19 protein-coding genes and 1 tRNA gene are annotated in these 20,628 nt (G+C 70.3%); 10 read left to right on the forward strand and 10 right to left on the reverse strand.

The genetic code is table 11. From position 1 onward, the window contains the following. Positions 1–37: 37 nt before the first annotated feature. From ACWGPF_RS14110 to ACWGPF_RS14125, 4 genes are all read right to left on the reverse strand, one after another. On the reverse strand, positions 38–1,087 hold the full coding sequence (locus ACWGPF_RS14110; protein WP_452333393.1) for an ABC transporter permease: 1,050 nt from the start codon (positions 1,085–1,087) through the stop codon (positions 38–40). Then, positions 1,084–2,118: an ABC transporter permease gene (locus ACWGPF_RS14115; RefSeq protein WP_452333394.1), complete on the reverse strand. Its 1,035-nt coding sequence runs from the start codon at positions 2,116–2,118 to the stop codon at positions 1,084–1,086. The genes ACWGPF_RS14110 and ACWGPF_RS14115 overlap by 4 nt, the downstream gene beginning before the upstream one ends. Beyond that, entirely contained in the window at positions 2,115–3,620 is a 1,506-nt protein-coding gene (locus ACWGPF_RS14120; protein ID WP_452333395.1) for a sugar ABC transporter ATP-binding protein, read from the reverse strand. The genes ACWGPF_RS14115 and ACWGPF_RS14120 overlap by 4 nt, the downstream gene beginning before the upstream one ends. A 165-nt stretch (positions 3,621–3,785) precedes the next feature. Next, positions 3,786–4,787: a LacI family DNA-binding transcriptional regulator gene (locus tag ACWGPF_RS14125; RefSeq protein ID WP_452333396.1), complete on the reverse strand. Its 1,002-nt coding sequence runs from the start codon at positions 4,785–4,787 to the stop codon at positions 3,786–3,788. Between the two features lie 121 nt (positions 4,788–4,908). Here ACWGPF_RS14125 and ACWGPF_RS14130 point away from each other — a divergent pair, with 121 nt between their 5' ends. After that, a complete protein-coding gene (locus tag ACWGPF_RS14130; protein WP_452333397.1) occupies positions 4,909–6,411 on the forward strand; it encodes a sugar ABC transporter ATP-binding protein in 1,503 nt (500 codons plus the stop codon). A 34-nt stretch (positions 6,412–6,445) separates the two neighbouring features. On the opposite strand, the gene ACWGPF_RS14135 is transcribed toward ACWGPF_RS14130, so the two are convergent. The 3 genes from ACWGPF_RS14135 to ACWGPF_RS14145 all read right to left on the reverse strand — a co-directional run bounded on the left by ACWGPF_RS14135 (position 6,446) and on the right by ACWGPF_RS14145 (position 8,231). Then, on the reverse strand, positions 6,446–7,408 hold the full coding sequence (locus tag ACWGPF_RS14135; RefSeq protein WP_452333398.1) for an acetylxylan esterase: 963 nt from the start codon (positions 7,406–7,408) through the stop codon (positions 6,446–6,448). Positions 7,409–7,471: 63 nt separating this feature from the next. Further along, positions 7,472–7,544: transfer RNA gene (locus ACWGPF_RS14140), tRNA-Arg, on the reverse strand. A gap of 93 nt (positions 7,545–7,637) precedes the next feature. Next, the gene (locus ACWGPF_RS14145; protein WP_452333399.1) at positions 7,638–8,231 is read right to left on the reverse strand and encodes a TetR/AcrR family transcriptional regulator; all 594 of its coding nucleotides are present in this window, start codon (positions 8,229–8,231) and stop codon (positions 7,638–7,640) included. A 95-nt stretch (positions 8,232–8,326) separates the two neighbouring features. On the opposite strand from ACWGPF_RS14145, the gene ACWGPF_RS14150 reads away from it, so the two are divergent. From ACWGPF_RS14150 to ACWGPF_RS14170, 5 genes are all read left to right on the forward strand, one after another. Further along, entirely contained in the window at positions 8,327–9,109 is a 783-nt protein-coding gene (locus tag ACWGPF_RS14150; protein WP_452333400.1) for a nuclear transport factor 2 family protein, read from the forward strand. A gap of 37 nt (positions 9,110–9,146) precedes the next feature. Then, positions 9,147–10,451, forward strand: a complete 1,305-nt coding sequence (locus ACWGPF_RS14155) for a C-glycoside deglycosidase beta subunit domain-containing protein (RefSeq protein ID WP_452333401.1) — start codon at positions 9,147–9,149, stop codon at positions 10,449–10,451. Next, the gene (locus ACWGPF_RS14160) at positions 10,448–11,611 is read left to right on the forward strand and encodes an FAD-dependent monooxygenase (protein WP_452333402.1); all 1,164 of its coding nucleotides are present in this window, start codon (positions 10,448–10,450) and stop codon (positions 11,609–11,611) included. Before ACWGPF_RS14155 ends, ACWGPF_RS14160 begins: the two co-directional genes overlap by 4 nt. Positions 11,612–11,646: 35 nt before the next feature. After that, positions 11,647–13,149: a GH39 family glycosyl hydrolase gene (locus ACWGPF_RS14165; RefSeq protein ID WP_452333403.1), complete on the forward strand. Its 1,503-nt coding sequence runs from the start codon at positions 11,647–11,649 to the stop codon at positions 13,147–13,149. 89 nt (positions 13,150–13,238) lie between these two features. Then, the gene (locus ACWGPF_RS14170; RefSeq protein WP_452333404.1) at positions 13,239–13,439 is read left to right on the forward strand and encodes a hypothetical protein; all 201 of its coding nucleotides are present in this window, start codon (positions 13,239–13,241) and stop codon (positions 13,437–13,439) included. Between the two features lie 47 nt (positions 13,440–13,486). Here the strand turns inward: ACWGPF_RS14170 and ACWGPF_RS14175 are convergent, their stop codons facing one another. Next, entirely contained in the window at positions 13,487–14,044 is a 558-nt protein-coding gene (locus ACWGPF_RS14175) for an asparagine synthase (protein WP_452333405.1), read from the reverse strand. 49 nt (positions 14,045–14,093) lie between these two features. Next, positions 14,094–14,489 (reverse strand): tautomerase family protein, encoded by a 396-nt coding sequence (locus ACWGPF_RS14180; protein ID WP_345438710.1) that lies wholly within the window; start codon positions 14,487–14,489, stop codon positions 14,094–14,096. 120 nt (positions 14,490–14,609) lie between these two features. Between ACWGPF_RS14180 and ACWGPF_RS14185 the strand changes: the two genes are divergently transcribed. Next, positions 14,610–15,629, forward strand: coding sequence for a Gfo/Idh/MocA family oxidoreductase (locus ACWGPF_RS14185; RefSeq protein WP_452333406.1), 1,020 nt, complete (start codon positions 14,610–14,612; stop codon positions 15,627–15,629). A 241-nt stretch (positions 15,630–15,870) separates the two neighbouring features. Here ACWGPF_RS14185 and ACWGPF_RS14190 read toward each other — a convergent pair whose 3' ends face one another. Continuing rightward, entirely contained in the window at positions 15,871–17,331 is a 1,461-nt protein-coding gene (locus ACWGPF_RS14190) for a sugar porter family MFS transporter (protein ID WP_452333407.1), read from the reverse strand. 292 nt (positions 17,332–17,623) lie between these two features. Here ACWGPF_RS14190 and ACWGPF_RS14195 point away from each other — a divergent pair, with 292 nt between their 5' ends. From ACWGPF_RS14195 to ACWGPF_RS14205, 3 genes are read left to right on the forward strand one after another with little or no spacing between them, the layout of a single operon-like run. Continuing rightward, entirely contained in the window at positions 17,624–18,622 is a 999-nt protein-coding gene (locus tag ACWGPF_RS14195; RefSeq protein ID WP_452333408.1) for a substrate-binding domain-containing protein, read from the forward strand. 56 nt (positions 18,623–18,678) lie between these two features. Further along, complete coding sequence (locus ACWGPF_RS14200; RefSeq protein WP_452333409.1) at positions 18,679–19,734, forward strand: ABC transporter permease; 1,056 nt, start codon at positions 18,679–18,681, stop codon at positions 19,732–19,734. A gap of 1 nt (position 19,735) precedes the next feature. Continuing rightward, positions 19,736–20,587, forward strand: a complete 852-nt coding sequence (locus ACWGPF_RS14205; RefSeq protein WP_452333410.1) for an ATP-binding cassette domain-containing protein — start codon at positions 19,736–19,738, stop codon at positions 20,585–20,587. The last annotated feature ends 41 nt before the right edge of the window (positions 20,588–20,628 follow it).

Raw genomic sequence — 20,628 nt, forward strand, 5'->3', positions numbered from 1 at the left:
GTCTTCCTTTCGTGGGGGTGGATGGTCCGGGCGGGGCTCATGCTGTGGCGCCCCGTGCCCGGACGTTCCCTGGCCGGCGCCGCGACTTCTGCAGCCAGGCCAGGAGGCTCGCCGACACCACGGAGGCCACGAGCAGCGCCCCCGTGATGATGTTGATGACGTCGGACGTGACGTTCGCGAGGCGCAGGGCGCTCGCGAGCACGCCGATGAGGAGCACGGCGGCGATGACGCCGTGGATGCGGCCGCGGCCGCCGAACACCGAGACCCCGCCGAGCACGACGGCCGCGATGACCTGCAGCTCCATGCCCGTCGCGTTGTCGCCGCGGGCGCTGCCGAACCGCAGCGTGTAGTAGATGCCCGCGAAGGCCGACACGACGCCGGCGAGGACGAACAGCGTGAACTTCGTGCGGTCGACGGAGACGCCCGAGAAGTGCGCCGCCTCCTTCGACAGGCCGATGGCGTAGATGCCCCGGCCGAACGGCGTGAAGTGCAGGATGACGACGAACACGGCGAGCAGGATGAGGAACGGCACGATCACGGCCGGGATGGGCGTGCCGGCGAACTTCGCCTTGGCGAGCGCCGCCCAGGTGTCGGGGAAGGTCGTGACCGCGGTCGTGCCGAGCAGTCCCACGGCGAGGCCGCGGAAGAGCGCGAGCGTCCCGATCGTCACGGCGAGCGACGGGAGCCCGACGACCGTGACGAGGAAGCCGTTGAACGCACCGCCCACGGCGCCGACGACGAGGGCGGCGAGCGCGGCGACCTCGAACGGCGCTCCCGCCTGCACGAGGACGCCGGTGACGACGCTCGCGAGCCCGACCATACTGCCCACCGAGAGGTCGATCTCGCCCGTGATCATGACGAGCGTCATCGGCAGCGCGATGAGCAGGATGGGCGCCACGTCGAGGATGAGGTAGGTGAACGTGATCGGCTGCGCGAAGCCGCGCACCGTGAGCGACGCGATGAGCACGACGAGGACGAGCAGGCCGATGACGGCCGCCTCGCGGTTGATGACGAGGCGCTTCCACAGCGGCCGGTCGAAGTCGTGGACCACGCGGTTCGTCGACGTGGTGACGGGTGCGGTGGTCATGACTGGTCCCTCGCCTCGATGAGCCGACGTCGCTGCCGCACCGCGAGCACGCGGTCGAGCACGATGGCGCCGATGATGAGCAGGCCGACGACGGCGCGCTGCCAGAAGTCGGGGATGCCGAGGATCGGCAGCGCCCGGTTGATGGTCATGAGGAGCATGGCGCCGATCGCCGCTCCCCACACGGAGCCGACGCCGCCGACGATGGCGACGCCGCCGATGACGGCCGCTCCGACCGCGTCGAGCTCCCAGCCCGAGCCTGCCTGCGAGTTGACGGTTCCGTAGCGCGCGGCGTAGAAGACGCCAGCGAGCCCCGCGAGCGTGCCCGAGAGGACGAAGGCCGTGAGCAGGCGGCGGGTCACCCGGAGGCCGTACAGCTGAGCGGCGGCGGGGTCGGACCCGATCGCGTAGTACTCGCGTCCTCCGCGGGTGTTCTTCATGTACCAGGCAGCGGCCGCCAGCACGACGAGGGCGACGAGCGACAGGATCGGGATCGTGAGGATCTGACCGGTGCCGAGAGCGAGGAAGTCGCGCGGCATGTCGGAGGCGTTGACGCGGTCGCTTCCCGTCCACAGCACGTTGATGCCGCGGTAGGCGTACAGCGTGCCGAGCGTGATGACCATCGCCGGCACCTTCGCGAATGCGACGAGCGCGCCGTTGACGAGGCCGAGCACCGCTCCGAGGAGGACGGCGAGCGCGACGACGACGCCGATGGGGATGCCGGGGACGTCGATGAAGAGACGCCCTGTGAGATAGGCCGACAGCCCCATCACCGACCCGACCGAGAGGTCGACGTTGCGCGTGATGAGCACGATGGCCTGGCCCACCGCGACGAGCACGAGGATCGACGGCGTGAGCAGGAGGTCGCGCCATCCGTCGGCGCTGAAGAGGAACGCGGGGTTCTTCGCCGTCGCCGCGGCGACGACGAGCACGAGCGCCAGCAGGATGCCGAACTCGCGCGCCTTGCCGAGCGCGCCGATGCGGCGGGTCACATCCGACGCGGGGATGGCCCGCGTCGTGTCGGTCGCGGTCATGCCGCCTCCTCGTTCGCGTGGGTCGCCGCGTGCATGACGTTCTCGCTCGTCGCGTCCGCCCGCTCGATCTCCGCCGTGATGCGCCCCTCCCGCATGACGAGCACGCGGTCGGCCATGCCGAGCACCTCCGGCAGCTCGGACGAGATCATGAGCACGCCCATCCCGCGCTGCGCGAGCTGCGAGAGCAGCCGGTGCACCTCCGACTTCGTGCCGACGTCGATGCCGCGCGTGGGCTCGTCGATGATGAGCACGCGGGGGTCGGTGGCGAGCCACTTCGCGAGGACGACCTTCTGCTGGTTGCCGCCCGACAGCGTGGCGGCGACGGTGTCGAGCGCGTTGCTCTTCACCTCGAGGCGGCTCGCCCACTCGCGTGCCGCGCGGTTCTCGATGCCCGTGGTGATCAGCCCGTAGCTCGCGAGCCGGCGTCGGATCGCGAGGGTGATGTTCTCGCCCACCCCCGCCTCGACGACGAGCCCCTGCTTCCGGCGGTCCTCCGGCACGAGGGCGAGCCCTGCGCGCATGGCGGCGGAGGGGCTGTTCTTCGGGATGGCGGCCCCCGCCATCCGGACGGAGCCCTCGCGGTAGTCGTCGACGCCGAAGACGGCGCGGGCGACCTCGCTGCGGCCGGCGCCGACGAGGCCGGCGAGGCCCACGATCTCGCCCGCGTGCACCGTGAACGAGATGTCGGAGAAGACGCCGGGGCTCGTGAGCCCCGCGACCTCGAGCAGCGGGGCGCCCTTCTCGGCGTCGAGCTTGGGGAAGAGCTCGGTCACCTCGCGGCCGACCATCTGGCGCACGATGGCGTCGACGCTCGTGTCGACGATGCGGTCGGTGGCGATGTACGCGCCGTCGCGCATGACCGTGACGGTGTCGCACAGCGAGAACACCTCGTCGAAGCGGTGCGAGATGAAGATGAGCCCGCGCCCCTCGTCTCGCAGGCTCCGCGCGATCGCGAAGAGGCGGTCCACCTCGACGCCCGAGAGCGCGGCGGTGGGCTCGTCCATGATGAGCAGCGAGGCGTCGAGCGAGACGGCCTTGGCGATCTCGATGACCTGCTGGTCGGCGATCGACAGGCCCTCCGCCGGGCGGTCGGGGTCGATCGAGACGCCGAGGCGCGTGAAGAGCCGCTCCACCTCGTGCCGCATCGCCCTCCGGTCGATGCGGCCGAAGCGCGTCGTCGGCTGCCGCCCCATGAAGATGTTCTCGGTCACCGAGAGGTCGGGGAAGAGCGTCGGCTCCTGGTAGATGACGGCCACCCCGGCCGCCTTCGACTGCGCCGTCGACGTGAAGTCGACGTCGTCGCCGCGCAGACGGAAGACGCCCGCGTCCCGCTGGTAGAGGCCCGCGACGATCTTCACGAGGGTGGACTTGCCCGCCCCGTTCTCGCCGACGAGCGCGTGGATGGAGCCCGCGTCGACGGAGATCGTGCCCGAGCGCAGTGCGATGACTGAGCCGAAGGCCTTCTCCACGTCGCGCAGCTCCAGCACCGGCGTCTTCGCCATACTGCTCCTGCCCTCTTCGTCGAGGACGAATCTGAATCGATTCAGTCCTGGTGGCTGCCAGCGTAGGGATGTCGACGAGGAGCTGTCAAGCGCATGCCGGAAACGTGATGCGACAGGGCCGTGAACGCACCTGAACCGATTCAGGCGCTCGGTGGAGCGCGCGGCTCAGGCGGATGCGCGGACGACGAGCTCGGGCTGGAACACCGTCTGACGCGGAATCGCCTCCGGATCGGTGGATTCCTCGAGCAGGATGCGCAGCGCCGTCCGCCCGATCACGCGGCTCGGCTGGCGGAGCGAGGTGAGCGGCACGGCGGCCGCCGCCGCGAACGGGATGTCGTCGAAGCCGACGAGCGCGATCTCGTCGGGGACGAGCGAGCGCCCGTCGACGACGAGCGACTGCAGGAGGCCCAGCGCGAGCAGGTCGTTGCCCGCGAACACGGCATCCGGCCGCTCGCGACGGGGGCGCGCGAGGATGCGCTCCCCCGCGGCGGCACCCTCTGCGACCGTCATGGCCTCCGTCGCGACGACCTCGAGCTCGACGTCGGCGTCGCTGTCGTCGACGGCGATGCGCGCCCCCGCGAGGCGGTCGTTCATCTGGCGGAGATCGTACGGCCCGCCGACCACGGCGATGCGCCGCCGGCCCGTCCCGATGAGGTGCTCGGCGGCCATCCGGCCGCCGGCGAGGCTGTCGACCGAGACCGAGGAGAACCTCCCGTCCCCGCTGAACCTGTCGATGAGCACCGAGGGGATGCCGCGGGCGCGCAGCCGCGCGAGCTGCGACGTCACGTCGCCGTGCGGCGCGATCAGCACGCCGCGCACCTGCTGCTCCTCGAAGAGGTCGAGGTACATCCGCTCGCGCGCGACGTCCTCATCGGTGTTGCCGTGGATGAGGGCGATGCCGTGGCGGAAGGCCTCGTCCTCCGCTCCCCGGACGACGTCGTTGAAGAACGGGTTCTGACCGTCCAGCACGACGAAGCCGACCGTGCGGCTCACGCCCGCCCGCAGACGGCGGGCCGCGTCGTTGCGCACGTACGCCAGCTGCTCGATGGCGGAGTTCACGCGCGTCACGGTGTCGGGGGCGACCTCGTCCGGCCGGTTCAGCACGTTCGAGACGGTTCCGACGGACACGCCGGCGAGCTGCGCGACGTCGCGGATGCTCGCGGCCACGTGCCCTCCTCTGCCCGACGTCGCGCCTCGTGCACCGGCGCACGGCGTTCGCGACTAGCCCTAGAGTAGTCGGCACCGGATCGAATCGATTCAGCCCCGTTCAACGCCGAGGGAGGATGGCATGCCCGCGCGCGATCCCGACGCGCCGCCCGTCCTCGAGCTCCGCCGAGTCGTGAAGTCGTTCGGCCCCGTCGTCGCGTTGCGCTCGGCGAGCCTCGTCCTGGAGGCGGGTTCCGTGCACGCGCTGGTGGGCGAGAACGGCGCGGGCAAGTCGACCACGGTGGGGGTCATCGCGGGCGTCCACCGCCGCGACGGCGGCCGGTTCGAGATCGACGGCGAGGTGGTCGACTTCGCCTCGACGTCGCAGGCGCGCGATGCCGGCATCGCCGTCATCTACCAGGAGCCGACGCTGTTCGGCCATCTCTCGGTCGTCGAGAACATCTTCATGGGGCGGCAGCCGCGCGGACGCGTCGGCATCGACCGGAAGGCCATGCGCGACGAGGTGCTGCGCGTGTTCGGACGCCTCGGCGTTCGCATCGACCCCGACCTTCCCGCAGACGGCCTCTCGATCGCCGACCGTCAGATCGTCGAGATCGCGAAAGCCCTCACGCTCGACGCGCGCATACTCGTCATGGACGAGCCCACGTCGGCGCTCTCGGGAGCCGAGGTGGAGCGCCTGTTCGCGATCGTGCGCAGCCTGCGCGACGACGGCAGGGCCATCCTGTTCATCTCACACCGCTTCGCGGAGATCTTCGACCTGTGCGACACGGTGACGGTCATGCGCGACGGCGCCTTCGTCGACACCATGCCGATCGACGACACGACGGTTGACGAGCTCGTGGCGGCCATGGTGGGGCGCGACGTGACGGAGCTGTACCCCAAGCAGGCGGCACCGATCGGCGAGACCGTGCTGCGCGTGTCCGGCCTCACGCGCGTCGGGGCGTTCCGCGACGTGTCGTTCGAGGTCCGATCCGGTGAGATCGTGGGGCTCGCAGGGCTCGTCGGATCGGGCCGCAGCGCACTGGCTCGCGCCGTCTTCGGCGTCGACCGCTATGACGCGGGCCGCGTCGAGATGGCGGGCGAGGCCGTCCGCCCCGGGGCGCCGGCCGCGGCCATCCGCGCGGGGATGGCGCTCCTCCCCTCCGACCGCCGCCGCCATGGCGTGGTGCCGGCGATGAGCGTGGCGCGCTCGATCGCGCTCGCCGCCCGGAGCCGACTCGCGCGCAGCGGCCTGCTCACGGCCCGCGCGGAACGCGCCGCCGCGCGGGCATGGGTGGAGCGCCTGCGGATCCGCACGAGCGCCCTCGACGCGCCCGTCGGCACCCTGAGCGGAGGGAGCCAGCAGCGCGTCGTGCTCGCGAAGTGGCTGGCGACCGGGCCCCGCCTCCTCATCGTCGACGAGCCCACGCGCGGGATCGACGTCGCGTCCAAGGCCGAGGTGCACCGGCTGCTGAGCGCGCTCGCCGCCGAGGGCATGGCGGTGCTCATGATCTCGTCGGAGCTGCCCGAGGTGCTCGGGATGGCCGACCGCGTCCTCGTCATGCGGGAGGGCCGCATCGCCGCCGACCTGCCGCGCGATGCCGCGACGCCGGAGGCGGTCATCCGCGCCGCCACCGGCGGATAGCGCCGCCACCGGCGGACAGCTCGGCGACGTCCGCTCAGCGGCGACCCGGGATCTCCGCGAGGTCGCCCGCCGCGAGGAACTCCACGCCGTGCCGGCGCACGCGGCGCTCGACCTCGTCGGCGAGGGGACCGTCGAGGTGGCCGACCTCCCGCACCGTGAGCCGCTTCTCTCCTCCGAGGGCGTGGTAGACGGCGAACTGCCCGCGCGGGTCGACGGAGGGGTCCTGCAGCGCGGCGGCCACGAGCACGGGGATGCGGATGCGGCGCGCGGCGATCGCGGCGTCGAACCAGTCGAGGGTGGCGCGATCCTCGGGGTGGTCGACGAGATGACGGCGCACGGCCTCCCCGCTGCCCGTGCAGAGGCGGCTCAGCCTCATCGGGAAGTGCCCGAAGCTCGGCACGTCGAGGACGGCGCGCCGGAAGCGGTCGTCGAACGCGAGCGCGAGGGCGCCGATCCCGCCGCCGAAGCTCACGCCCAGGTAGTCGAGGCGGTGCCGCGCTCCGGGGGCGGCTTCGAGGAGGAGCGAGGCGGCACGCCAGATGTCCGCGACGGCGAAGCGGTGCGCGTACGTCTCGCGATCGGCGATGCCGTGCAGCACGTGGTCCGAGCCGATCGCGGGGAAGGCGCTCGCGACGTAGGGCGAGAACCCGTTCGCGACGGGGAAGACCGCTGCGACTCCCGCAGGGACGCGATCCATCTCCGGCGCATCGCGCCCGCCGTAGCCGTGTCCGAACACGAGCCCGCCGTGCGCGGGCGCCGCCGGCAGCGCGAGCCATGCCGTCGCGCGCTCGCCCGCCGACGAGGCGAACGAGACGCGCTGCACCGTGTGGGCCGCGGTCTCGACCTCCTCCTCGACGGCGACGTCGAGCCCGGGGGCGAGCAGCTCCGTCCGGGTCCTGCCCCAGAACGCGTCGAAGTCGTCGGGCTCGGCGAGCGGGGCCGGCGGCGACAGGAGCCCTGCGAGGTCGTAGATCGTGAGCTCCTCGCCCAGTCGCATCGTCGCGCTCTCCCCTCGGGTAGCAGGAAGGCCCCCGCCGAAGCGAGGGCCTTCCCTGTGATGTGCGCCCGAAGGGACTCGAACCCCTAACCTTCTGATCCGTAGTCAGATGCTCTATCCATTGAGCTACGGGCGCAATCTCCGTTGCCGCGGCAACCGTATGAGCATACAACGCCCGCCGACGCGGGGCCAAATCGAGTGCTCGCGTCCGGGAGTGTCGCGCCGAGCGCTAGGCGAGGAGGAGGCCGAACATGGTCTCGAGGGTGTCGGTCAGCTCGTCGACGCTCTGCGTCGGAGACCGCAGGAGGAGCTGGAGCGCGAGCCCGTCGCGCAGGGCGACGAGACCCGACGCGAGCTGGTCGACGTCGACGCCCGCGACGATGGACCCCTCCCGCTGCATGTCGCTCAGGGTCGCACGGAGGTCGTGATGGATCCGCGTGTAGACATCGCGGAAGAAGTCGTGGGCGGGATGGTCGGGGCGGGTCGCCTCCGCGGCGAGCTGCGTGAACATGGCCGTGATCCCCGGGGCGGCGGCATTCGCCCGCGTCACCGCGACGATCGCCCGGAAGGGCGAGCCCGACTCCGCCAGCACGCGCCGGAACAGCTCCTGATCGGCCTCGTCGCGCTGGCGGAGCAGCGCCATGAGGAGCCCCTCCTTGCTCCCGAAGTGGTGGAGCAGGCCCTGTCGCGAGATCCCGCAGGCGTCGGCGATCTCCTGCACCGTGACCCCGTCGAAGCCCGCACGCCCGAAGGCACGGGTCGCCTCGTCCAGGATCTGCCGCTGACGAGCAAGGCCCGGCGCGTACCTGCTTCCTACTGACACGGTCTCACCTAACCACAGAACGAATGCTTACGCACGCGCAAGTGTTCGTGCTAGCGTCGCGACGTCGATCACCCGCCAGGCAAAGGAGCTTCACCGTGTCCGACACCATCACTGCGGCATCCCTCGAGGAGATCACCGCCGAGCTCACCGCTCTTCGCGAGGAGGTCCTCGCCGCGCGTGCGCTCGCGCAGCGCGCGGAGGACCGCGGGCGCGTGGAGAACCTGTTCAACCGCTACATGCATCTGCACAACGCCTTCGAGGACGAGCAGATCATCCCCCTGTGGGTGAAGGAGGGCACCGAGGGCATCCGCGCGCGCTACACGAACGCGGGGCAGTACACCACATGGCAGAGCGTGACCGACTACCACCGCGGTCGCCCGCACCCGGTCGGCAAGCTGATCCTGCACGCCACCAGCACCCCGGTCATCGAGGTCGCCGCCGACGGGAAGACGGCCAAGGGCGTCTGGCTCATGGCCGGCACCGAGTCGGGGCTCACCGACCCGAAGGTCGCCGAGGCGTTCCCCGACATGTACTCCCCCGAGGAGGTGCTCGGCCAGAAGGTCTGGGCGCACTGGGTGTGGTGCAAGTACGCCATCGACTTCCTCAAGCAGGACGGCGAGTGGAGGTTCTGGAAGTTCCGGTGCTACGAGCTCGCCCGCGCGCCGTTCGAGGAGAACTGGGTCGCCTTCGGCCTCAAGAACCAGGGCGCCTTCGACCTCGACCTCATGTACTTCGGCGACGACGGCAAGCCCGTCTTCATGCCCCCGGCCGACGAGCCCGTGCCGTCGAAGAACCATCCGTACAGCCCCGAGACGGTGCAGAAGCTCGAGCCGGAGCCGCCGGTGCCGCACGAGACCTTCACCGACACCTTCGCCTGAACCGTCCGCCCCGCATCCCCTCGAAGGAATAGCACCGATGCTGCTCGAACGCGACCTCATCCAATCCGTCGGCTTCCGAAACGTCCGCGAGGGCGGTGACATCACGGGGTTCCAGTTCCGCGTGCGCATGCCGTCGTACCGCGGCATGGCGGCCAGCCTCATCGACGGCATCGGAGTGAGCATCCCCGGAATCGTCGACGTCGGACCGGACGTCCCGCTCTGGACCCTGCAGGGAAGGACCCTCACGCTCGCCGAGCTGTGGGAGAGCGAGGACCTGCGCTGGCCGCTGGAGGACGCTGCGGTCATCACCGTCCCGCTGCCGGGCGGCCTGCCGGACGGGACCCACGAGCTCTCGATCGACCTGCGCCTGCGGATGTCGTACATCCCGCAGGAGCACCAGCCCAGCCGGTACCGCGTCACCAAGCGCGTCACGCTCTCGCCGGAGGCGAGCGGCGAGCCGTTCCGCTACGGCGTCAGCCTGTACAGCTTCATGAGCGACTACGGCACCGTGCTCGACCTCGAGACGGCGATGGCCGGGATCGCCGATCTCGGCGCGACCGGCATCGAGATCCTCGGAGAGGGCCACATCCCCGGCTACCCCAACCCGTCGCAGGAATGGGTCGACGACTGGTTCCGCCTGCTCGGGAAGTACGGCCTCGAGCCCACCAACTACGGCTCGTGGATCGACACCCGCCTGCACTCGAGCGGCCCGAACGGCCGCGACATGACGGTGGAGGAGGGCGCGCAGCAGCTCCAGCGCGACCTGCGGCTCGCGGGACGCCTGGGCTTCCGATTCGTGCGGCCGAAGATCGGCGTCGTCTCCGGCGACCTCGTCCCTCACCCCATCTGGACGGAGGTCACCGAAGCCTCGCTGCCCCTGGCGGAGGAGCTCGACATCATCATCTGCCCGGAGATCCACTCGCCGACTCCGATCAGGCACGAGGTCGTCGAGGAGTACATCGAGTTCATCGAGCGCACGGGCACGAAGCACTTCGGCATCCTGATCGACACCGGGATCTTCCAGGACCGCCCGATCCCGCTCCGTCCCGGCGAACTCCCCGGCGGACGTCCGGCGTTCCTCGACGGCATCCACGTCGACCCCGCGGACTTCGCCGCCGTCGCCCCGTACACCGTGTTCGTGCAGGCGAAGTTCCACGACATCGACGAGAACCTCGAAGACCAGCAGATCCCGTGGGAGCCCGTGCTGCGCGCGATGCGGGATGCCGGCTACACCGGCTACCTCTCCAGCGAGTACGAGGGCGAGCGCGAGCCGTGGCGCTCGATCGAGCAGGTCCGCCGCCAGCACTCGCTGCTGCGACAGGTCGTGGACGGGCTCTCATGACGAAACCGTTGAGAGTCCTCGTCGTCGGCGCCGGCATCGGCGGACTGACGACCGCCTCGGCTCTGGCGCGGATCGGCGCGCACGTCGACGTCATCGACGACAAACCCGAGATCAGCGTCGCCGGCGTCGGCTTCGGCCTCCGCATCAACGGCCTCCGAGCGGTGCGCGACATCGGACTGCTGGAGAAGTGCCTCGAGATCGGCCACCCCGCTCCAGCGATCGACAACTACGACGCCGAGGGGAACCTCCTCAGCACCATGAGCTACGGCTCGCAGGACGAGGGCCTCCCGGGCTGCGTGACGATGTCGAGGATGGCGTTTCTGGAGATGGCCGCGCAGCACGCCCTCGACAACGGGTGCACCTTCCGCCTGGGAACGACCGTCGCCCACCTGACGCAGGATGACGCGAAGGCGAGCGTGACCTTCCGCAGCGGCGACCAGGGCGAGTACGACCTCGTCGTGGGCTTCGACGGCCTCCACTCGCAGATGCGCCGCGACCACTTCGGCGAGAAGTACGCGCCGCGCCCGGTGGGCGGCGTGGCGTGGCGCGCGGGGCTCCCGAATCGCCGCAGGATCATGCAGCCGATCATCAGCCAGGGCTACGGCGGCAAGATCATGCTCACCCCGCTGTCGGAGGACCAGATGTACATGGTCCTCACGGTGGCGGAGGAAGGGCGCCCCCGATACGACGCGGCGAACATGGCCCAGATCATGCACGACCGCGCCGTCGCCCTCACGGGCGGCTCCGAGTTCCTCGCCGACGCGCTGGAAGACGTCCGCCACGCCGAGAACGTCGCCTACACGCCCTACTCGACGGTGTGGGTGCCGTACCCGTGGTTCCGCGGGCGCGTCATGATCATGGGCGACGCGGCCCACACGATGACCCCGTACCTGGGGTCGGGAGCCGCCATGAGCATCGAGGACGGCGTCGTCCTCGCGCAGGAGCTGGCGAAGGACCAGTCCCTGCTCGACGCCCAGCTCAACGTCATGAAGCGCCGCCTGCCCCGCGTCCGCGCCGTCCATGATCGCTCGATCGAGTCGATGCTCGAGGAGTTCGACTCCGTGACGCCGGAGGCGTACCGCGCCCGGATCGAGCACCTCCGTCACGACGAGCCGATCGCGAACGAGTACGCGAACCGTCTCCTGCGGATGCCCTACTGATGCACCGATCGCCCTCCACCCTCCAGGAGACGCCCATGTCGAGAACCGACCATTCCCTCCCCTCCGACGCGCCCGCATCGGCTTCCACCGCGCGGCTCCTCGTCGTCGACGCGGCCGACGAGAGCGCGTTCCGGCCGCTGAACGGGGTCGGCGGAATCCCCGGGCCGGTCGACGGCCATCCGCAGTTCCCGGACATGACGCCCCTGTGGCGGGAAGCGGGGGTGACGGTCGTCAGGTCGTTCGACTGGGTCTCGCGCCTCGACACGCGGAACAACCCGGCCAGTCTGTTCCCGGACTGGGACGCTCCCGTCGACGATCCCGCCAGCTACAACTTCGCGGCGACGGACGCCTGGGTGGAGGCGGTGCACGCGGTCGGCGCCGAGGTCATGTTCACGGTGGCCAGCGCCATCCCCTCCAACAAGCTCCCCGCGCAGGACGTCGACGTCTACGGACGCGTCGTCGAGCACATCGTGCGCCACTACTCGCAGGGGTGGGCGGGCGGGCCGTCGAAGGCCATCCGCATCTACGAGTTCGGGGATCAGCCCGACTTCGGACCGCTGCACTTCGGCGGTCGGCCGGAGGAGTTCTACGGCATGTACCGCGCGTTCTGCGAGGCCGTGCAGCGTGTCGATCGATCACTGACGGTGGGCGGGCCGGCTCTCGCCCTTCCTCTCGAGGCCGACGCACCCTACCGGGAGGGGTTCCTGGATTTCGTGCGCGAGAACGAGCTCCCGCTCGACTTCTTCTCCTTCCTCTGGTTCACCGACGCCAGTCGCGACCCCCTCGACTACCGCCATGTGTCGGCGGAGCTCCGGGCGCTGCTCGATCGCCGCGGGTTCACGGACACCGAGCTCACGCTCAGCTACTGGAACTACCTCGGCGTCCCGAGCAGCAGCGCACCGGCGGCGGAGAAGGGCGCATTCCAGGCGGCGACCGCCGTCTACCTGCAGGACACCGTCATCGATCACGCGTTCTTCTTCCGCGCCGACAGCGGCCGCGACCCGCACTACGGCTTCGTCGATCCCGGAGGCATCGGAGCAGCGGATGACGGCCCCGACGAGCGGTCCCGCGCGCTCGCCCTCGCCGGACGCGCGCTCCGCGGCCGGCGCCTCGCCGTGACCGGCGGGGATGAGTCGGGCCTCGCGTGCGCGGCCGGACGCGAGGGCGACACGGTGCGCGTGCTCGTGGCCAACTACGTCGCCCCCGACGTCGCGCTCGTCGAACGGACGGAAGACCGCTTCACCTTCCGCATCCCGATCGGCGAGCAGCGCATCGAGCTCGGTTTCGACCTGCCTCCGCAGCGCCCGGAACTGGCGTCGGCCGGAGCGTCCTCCGCCCGCATCGACCTCCGCGGCCTCCCGTGGGCCGGACGGACGGTGAGCGTCACACGCACCTCGATGGCGGGCGCCGTCGACGGGCCCCACGACGCGCGGGTGTCGGACGACGGCCGGATCGGGCTCGACCTCGACCTGCCGCCCCAGACGGTGATCCTCATCGAGCTGCACGCGGGCGAGGGTGTCCCGGGACGGCATTCGTAGCCGGAGGCGGCGGCGATCTCAACCCCTTCCCGGGCAGGTGCCCGGCGCCTAGCGTCGAAGGACCGGACCGCACGAGGAGAGGAGACGTCATGGGATTCCTGGACGACGCCAAGGAGACCGCGGAGACCGCCGCCCGCAAGGCGAAGGAGTCGTGGGAGGACGCCAAGGACCGCATCGGCGACAAGGTCGACGAGCTGAAGGCGGAGGCCGACGTGAAGAAGGCCGAGGCCGAGCGCGACTCGGTCAAGGCCCGTAACGACGCCAAGGAAGAGCTGCGCGACGAGCGATGATCACGATGAGAGGGCCGGGGGCGCGTGTCGCCCCCGGCCCTCTCGCGTCAGCCGTCGATCTCCGAGCGGCGCTCCTTCGTCTCGACGGCGAGCTTCTGCAGGTCGACGAGGCGAAGCGCCTGCATGCGCGCCTCCCGCATCGACGCGTAGTCGGGGTCTTCGTCAGGGCGCATCGCCTCGACGCGCAGCCGGGTGTCGAGGGTCGACGAGATGTCTCCCCACGCCGCCTCGCGGGACTGCTCGACGATCGCCAGCAGGCGGGACTCGTCCTCGAGCTCGGCGCGCAGCGCCTTCGCCACCCCGACGTACTGCTTTGCGCGACGGCGGAGGTTGCGGACGTCGCGGTCGCGGTAGTCGTGCGTGCCGTGCGGCTGCGAGTGGCGCCCCCACGCCGCCTTCCTCGCCTTGGAGATGTCGAGCGCGGCCTGCTCGGACTCGTCGGCGAGCGAGGCGACGGCTTCGCGGGCGACGGGCAGGAAATGGGATGCGTCGAACGCCTCGTCGAGCGAGATCGTGCTCACGAGGATCCTGTTCTTGACGGCCAGCCTGGCCGCCGCGTGCGCGATCGCGAGTCCTTCGGCGATCGCATCGGCGTTCCGTCCCACCGCACCTCCTGCCCCCAGCCTAGCCGGGGGCGACGACGCGCACGCAGGCTCAGGCGCGCGGCACGGCGAGCTCGCCCGTGAGGTACTGGGCGCGGCCGAACCCGAAGCTCCAGTCCTGCGGACCGTTCTCGACGTAGCCGATGAAGACGTCCTGCGGCTCCACGCCGACAGGACCGAGCGCGTCGGCGATGGCGGCGTAGAGGCGCTGCTTCTGCTCGTCGGAGCGGCCGCGCTGCGTGAAGATCTGGATGACGACGGGGTCGGTGCGGTCGAAGCCGAGGCCCGCATCCTCCGCCACGATGGTCGTCGCGGGGCGCGCGGTGACGACCTGGAAGCGGTCGCGCTCGGGGATTCCGTAGACGCCGACGATGGCGTCGTGGATGGCGCCGGCGATCTCGGCGGAGTTGGTGCGGGCGTCGCTGTGGTCGATGCGGACGAGAGGCATGGGAGCTCCTGAGGCCAGATGAACTTTGTCATGACATTCTGTCAAGAATGATCGCGCGTCGTCAAGATTGACAGGACATTACGACAAGAGCAGGCTGGGGCCGTTCAGAAAGGAGCGCCCATGCGCATCGGACTCGTCGGCTTCGGCGTCGGAGGACGCCTGTTCCACCTCCCCTACATCCAGGCGGCCCGAGAGTGGGAGCTCGTCGGCGTCGTCACCCGCTCGTCGGATCGGCGCGCCGAGCTGGCAGAGCTCGCGCCCGGCGTGGACGCATTCGACGACCTCGACGCTCTGCTCGACGCAGGCGTCGACGTGGTCGTCGTGACGACCCCGCCCGAGACGCGGCGCACGCTCGTGCTGAGGGCGCTCGCCCGCGGCGTCCACGTCGTCGCCGACAAGCCGTTCGCCCCCGATGCGGCGACGGCGCGCGAGCTCGCCGCCGCGGCCGAGACCGCCGGGCGCGTGCTGACGGTCTTCCACAACCGCCGCTGGGACACCGACCTCCGCACGCTCGCCGGGGTCCTCGCGACCGGCGAGCTCGGGTCGGTGCAGCGTCTGGTGAACCGGATGGACCAGGACTCGCCCGGGCTGCTCGAGGTGGGGCCCGCGAGCGGCCTGCTCCGTGATCTCGGGGCGCACCTGGTCGACCAGGCGACGCACCTGCTCGGCCCGGTCGTCCGCGTCGACGGCCGCCTCGACTGGGCGGTGCAGGACGGCGAGCGCATCGACGTGGGCTTCGCCCTCGGCCTCCATCACCGCGACGGCGCCTTCAGCTCCGTCAGCGCGAGCAAGGTGAACGCGCTCGCCGAGCGCGAGCTCATCGTCTACGCGGAGCGCGGCTCGTACGTGTCGCGGATGGCGGATGTGCAGTACGAGCAGCTCGTCGCGGGCGCCCATCCCGCCACGAGCGCGGACTGGGGCGTCGAACGCGAGGAGCGCTGGGGCGCGCTGCGCACCGCCGCCGGCGCGCGGACGGTGCCGAGCGCACGCGGCGACTATACGGACTACTACCGCGACCTGCATCGCGCGCTGACGGCAGGTGAGCCCTTCTCCGTCACGCTCACGCAGGCGGTGCACACGATCGAGATCCTCGACGCCGCACGAGTGAGCGACGCGGAGCGCCGCTCGGTCGAGCTGTAGCGCGCCGCGGGGCGGGGCCGGTGGGGCGGCGGGGGCCGCCGTGCAGTGCGGGCGGCGCACCGCGGTGCCGCTCACGCACGCCGGTGCATGTGCGCACAGCATTCCTGTGCACGACGCGCACCTCCACGCAGAACCCGCATCGACGCGCACACGCCGTCACTGAACGCACGGGCCGCCCGGCACCCGAACGACACGCAGAAGGGGCCCCGCCGAGCGGGCCCCTTCTGCGTGTGCGCGCGCGTCAGCGCAGCGTGCGGCGCGAGTCGCGCTTGGACACCGTGTAGATCGCGCCCGTCGTGACGTCCTCCTCGAGCGCCTCGAGCGTGCGCCCGCGCGTCTCCGGCACCTGGGTCACGACGAACACGAGGGCGAGAGCGCCGACGGCGGCGAAGAGGAAGAACGTCCCCGTGATGCCGACGGCATCGACGAGCGTGAGGAAGTACAGCGAGAGGAACCCGTTGACGATCCACAGCATGAACACCGAGATGCCCATGCCGAGGCCGCGCATGTGGAGCGGGAAGATCTCCGACAGGTACACCCAGACCGCGATGTTGAGGAACGTCTGCATCGAGCCGACGAACGCGACGACGAGGAAGAGGATGATCCACGGGCGAAGCGGGTTGCCGACCGGCAGCGTCATCGACGCCACGCCGATGAGCAGGTGGCAGGTCGTCGTCAGGGTGAGGCCGATCGCGAACGTCTTGCGGCGGTCGATGCGGTCCATCATCGCCAGGGCGATGACGCCGCCGACGACGGCGATGACTCCGGGGGCGATGTTGGCGATGAGCGCGGCGCTCTCATCGAAGCCCGACTCGATGAGGACCGTCTGGCCGAAGTACATGATCGAGTTGATGCCCGTGAGCTGCTGGGCGATGCCGAGCCCGATGCCGATGAACAGGATGCGCACGAGGTTGCGGTTCGTGAGGATGGCACGCCAGCCGAGCTGGCCCTCCTCCTTCTCCTCGCGGGCGATGTTCTCGAGCTCGGCGAGCTCGGCCTCGGCGCGCTCCTCGGACCGCACGGTCTTCATGACGGCGAGAGCCTCGTCGCGCCGGCCCTTCTCGATGAGCCAGCGCGGCGACTCCGGCATCCGAAGCATGCCGAAGAAGAGCGCGATGGCCGGCAGCGCGCAGATGGCGAACATGATGCGCCACACGTGGTCGAGGTGACCGAACAGGTTGCCGATGACCGCATTCACGACGAACGCCGCGAGCTGGCCCGTCACGATCATGAGCTCGTTGCGGCCCGCGAGCGATCCGCGGATCTCGAACGGCGCGAGCTCGGCGAGGAAGACGGGGACCACGGTCGACGCGCCGCCCACGGCGAGGCCGAGGATGACGCGGCCCACGACGAGCACCGTGAGGTCGGGCGTGAAGACGACGAAGAGCGTTCCCGCGAAGAAGAGCACGGCGAGCAGGATGATCGTCTTGCGGCGGCCCCAGCCGTCGGAGAGCCGGCCGCCGAACATGGCGCCGATCGCGGCGGCGAAGATGAGCGAGCTCGTCGCGACGCCCTCCGTGAACGCGTTGAGGCCGAGCTCGGCAGCCATGGGACGGAGCGCGCCGTTGATGACGCCCGTGTCGTAGCCGAACAGCAGGCCGCCGAACGTCGCGATGAGTGCGACGAGACCGAGCCGCTTGCGGTGGGGACCGGCGGTGAGCGCCGGGAGGGTACTCGAGCCCTCCGGGGATGAGTGGGCCATTCTGACTCCTTCGTCTGGCGAGGGGACGCCTTTGTCCTTACATGATAGCGAGGATCTTTGTCCTGTCAAACGGACATGACATCGATCAGATCACAAAAATGACACTATGTCTTGACATTTAGTCCTCCTGGGGTCACAGTGATCCCAGCGCCGACGAGGAGGTCGGCCACCCGCACTCCGGTCGAGCAGAGGCGCTCGACCGCCATCGACCTCCTCTGCCCGGTCCGCGGACGGTCCGCGGACGCCCGCACGTCATGGATGTGCACGGGTCGGCCCTCCCGAAAGGACCGCCATGTCGTCGATCACCCCCCGCAAGCTCCTCGGCGCCGGTGCGCTGGCCGCCGTCTCGCTCCTCGCCCTCTCCGCCTGCAGCGGAGGCGGTGCCGCGTCGCAGAGCACCTCCACCGACTCCTCCGGCGGAGGAGGCGGCGACTCGGGCTACGTCATCTCCATGGTGACGCACGAGACCCCGGGCGACTCGTTCTGGGACAAGATCCGCGCCGGCGCCGAGCAGGCGGCGCGCGACACCGGCGCGACGCTCCAGTACTCGAACGACCCCGCGGCCGACAAGCAGGCCCAGCTCATCCAGACCGCGATCGACTCGGACGTCGACGGCATCGCGACGACCCTCGCCACCCCCGATGCCCTCGCGGCATCCGTCCAGGCGGCGGCCGACGCCGGCATCCCGCTCGTCGGGTTCAACTCCGGCATCGACCAGTACCAGGACGTCGGAGCCCTCATGTACTTCGGCTCCGACGAGAATCTCGCGGGCCAGACGGCCGGCGAGCGGATCGCCGAGGCGGGCGGCGAGCATCCGCTCTGCGTCATCCAGGCCGCGGGCTCCGTCGCGCTGGAGGCCCGCTGCGCGGGTGTCGCGAGCGTCGTGCCGGGCACCGAGAACATCCAGGTGAACGGCGCCGACGACTCGGCCGTCGTGGCGGCGCTGCAGGCCAAGCTCCAGCAGGACCCGTCGATCGACTACATCGTCACGCTCGGCGCGCCCATCGCGCTCGACGCGCTCGACGCGATGGAGCAGTCGGGCAGCGAGGCGAAGCTCATCACCTTCGACCTCAACGCCGACGCCGCACAGGCCATCAAGGACGGCCAGATCGAGTTCTCGATCGATCAGCAGCCGTACATGCAGGGCTACATGGCCGTCACGTCGCTCTACCTCTACCTGAAGAACGGCAACGACCTCGGCGGCGGCCAGCCCGTCCTCACGGGGCCGTCGTTCGTCGACCAGTCGAACATCGACGCCATCCTGCCCTTCGCCGAGAACAACACGCGCTGATCCGCTCCGACGGGCGGGTCGACCGGCCCGCCCGTCCCTCATCCCAGGAGTCACCCATGTCCCAGGGTTTCGCGTCCTCCGCCCCGTCGGAGGCATCGAACAGGGTGAAGCTCGGCTGGTCGAACCGCCTGCTCTCCCGTCCGGAGGTCGGCGCGGCCGTCGCCGCCGTGCTCATCTTCGTCTTCTTCCTCTCCGTCGCGCCCGCGTTCCGGTCGGCCGACTCGCTCCTCACGGTTCTGTACCAGGCGTCGACGATCGGCATCGTCGCCGTCGCGGTGGGCCTGCTCATGATCGGCGGCGAGTTCGACCTGTCGGCCGGCGTCATCGTCACGAGCGCCGGCCTGTTCAACGCCCTCTTCTCGTACTACCTCGGCGTCAATCTCATCGTCGGGGCCGTGCTGTCGCTCGTGTTCTGCCTCGTCGTCGGCTTCGTGAACGGCTATCTCGTGATGCGCACGGGCATCCCGAGCTTCCTCATCACGCTCGGCTCGTTCTTCATCCTCCAGGGCGCGAACCTCGGCATCACGAAGCTCGTGACCGGCGCGGTCTCGAGCCCCAACATCTCGCAGATGGACGGCTACGACGTCATGAACGCGATCTTCGCGGGATCGTTCCGGATCGGCGGGGTGACGGTCTGGAACAGCGTCCTCTTCTGGTTCGCCTTCGTCGCGCTCGCGGCCTGGATCCTGCAGCGCACGCGCATCGGCAACTGGATCTACGCGGTCGGCGGCAACGCCGCGTCGGCGCGCGCCGTCGGCGTCCCCGTGGTCGCTGTGAAGATCGGCCTGTTCATGTCGGTGTCGTTCCTCGGGTGGTTCATCGGCATGCACACGCTGTACCGTTTCAACACGCTGCAGGCGGGCAACGGCGTCGGCAACGAGTTCCTCTACATCATCGCGGCCGTCGTGGGCGGAACGCTCCTCACGGGCGGGTTCGGCAACGCCATCGGCGTCGCGATCGGCGCCTTCATCTTCGGGATGACCTCCCTCGGCATCGTGTACGCCGGGTGGGACCCGAACTGGTTCCGCTCGTTCCTCGGCGCGATGCTCGTCCTGGCCGTGCTCGTGAACCTCTACGTCAAGAAGCTCTCGACGAGCAGGAAGGTGGGCTGACATGTCGGACACGCTGCAGAGCGGCACGCCGCTCATCCGGATGGCCGACGTCGGCAAGAGCTACGGGGCCATCCGCGCGCTCAAGGGCATCAACCTCACCGTCAACGCGGGCGAGGTGGCCTGCGTGCTCGGAGACAACGGCGCCGGCAAGTCGACGCTCATCAAGATCATGGCGGGCCTGCACGGTCACACGGAGGGCACGCTCACGGTGCAGGGCGAGGAGCGCCGCTACGACTCCCCCCGCCAGGCGCTGGAGGACGGCATCGCGACCGTGTACCAGGACCTCGCGGTCGTGGGCCTCATGGAGGTATGGCGCAACTTCTTCCTCGGCTCGGAGCTCGTTCGCTCACGCTTCCCGCTCGCGAGCATGAGCATCCGCGACATGAAGGCCATCGCCGACACCGAACTGCGCAAGATGGGCATCGTCGTGAAGGACCTCGACCAGCCCATCAGCGAGCTCTCCGGTGGACAGCGCCAGTGCGTCGCGATCGCCCGCGCCGTGTACTTCGGCGCCAAGGTGCTCATCCTCGACGAGCCGACGGCGGCCCTCGGCGTCAAGCAGTCGGGCGTCGTGCTGAAGTACGTCGCCGCCGCGCGCGACGCGGGCCTGGGCGTGGTGTTCATCACGCACAACCCGCACCACGCGTACCTCGTGGGCGACCACTTCGTCATCCTCAAGCTCGGACAGGCCGTGCTCGACCGCACACGCGACGAGGTCACGCTCGACGAGCTCACGCGGCAGATGGCGGGCGGCGACGAGCTCGCCGAGCTCAGCCACGAGCTCAAGGAGCTGGGCGGCCGCACCGAGGCCATCCGCACCGTCGAGGAGGACACGAAGCGCCGCCGGCGCTGAGGGGAGCGCATGCAGAAGGGGCCCGATCCGCGGATCGGGCC

It is taken from the genome of Microbacterium sp. NPDC055683, assembly GCF_053617895.1.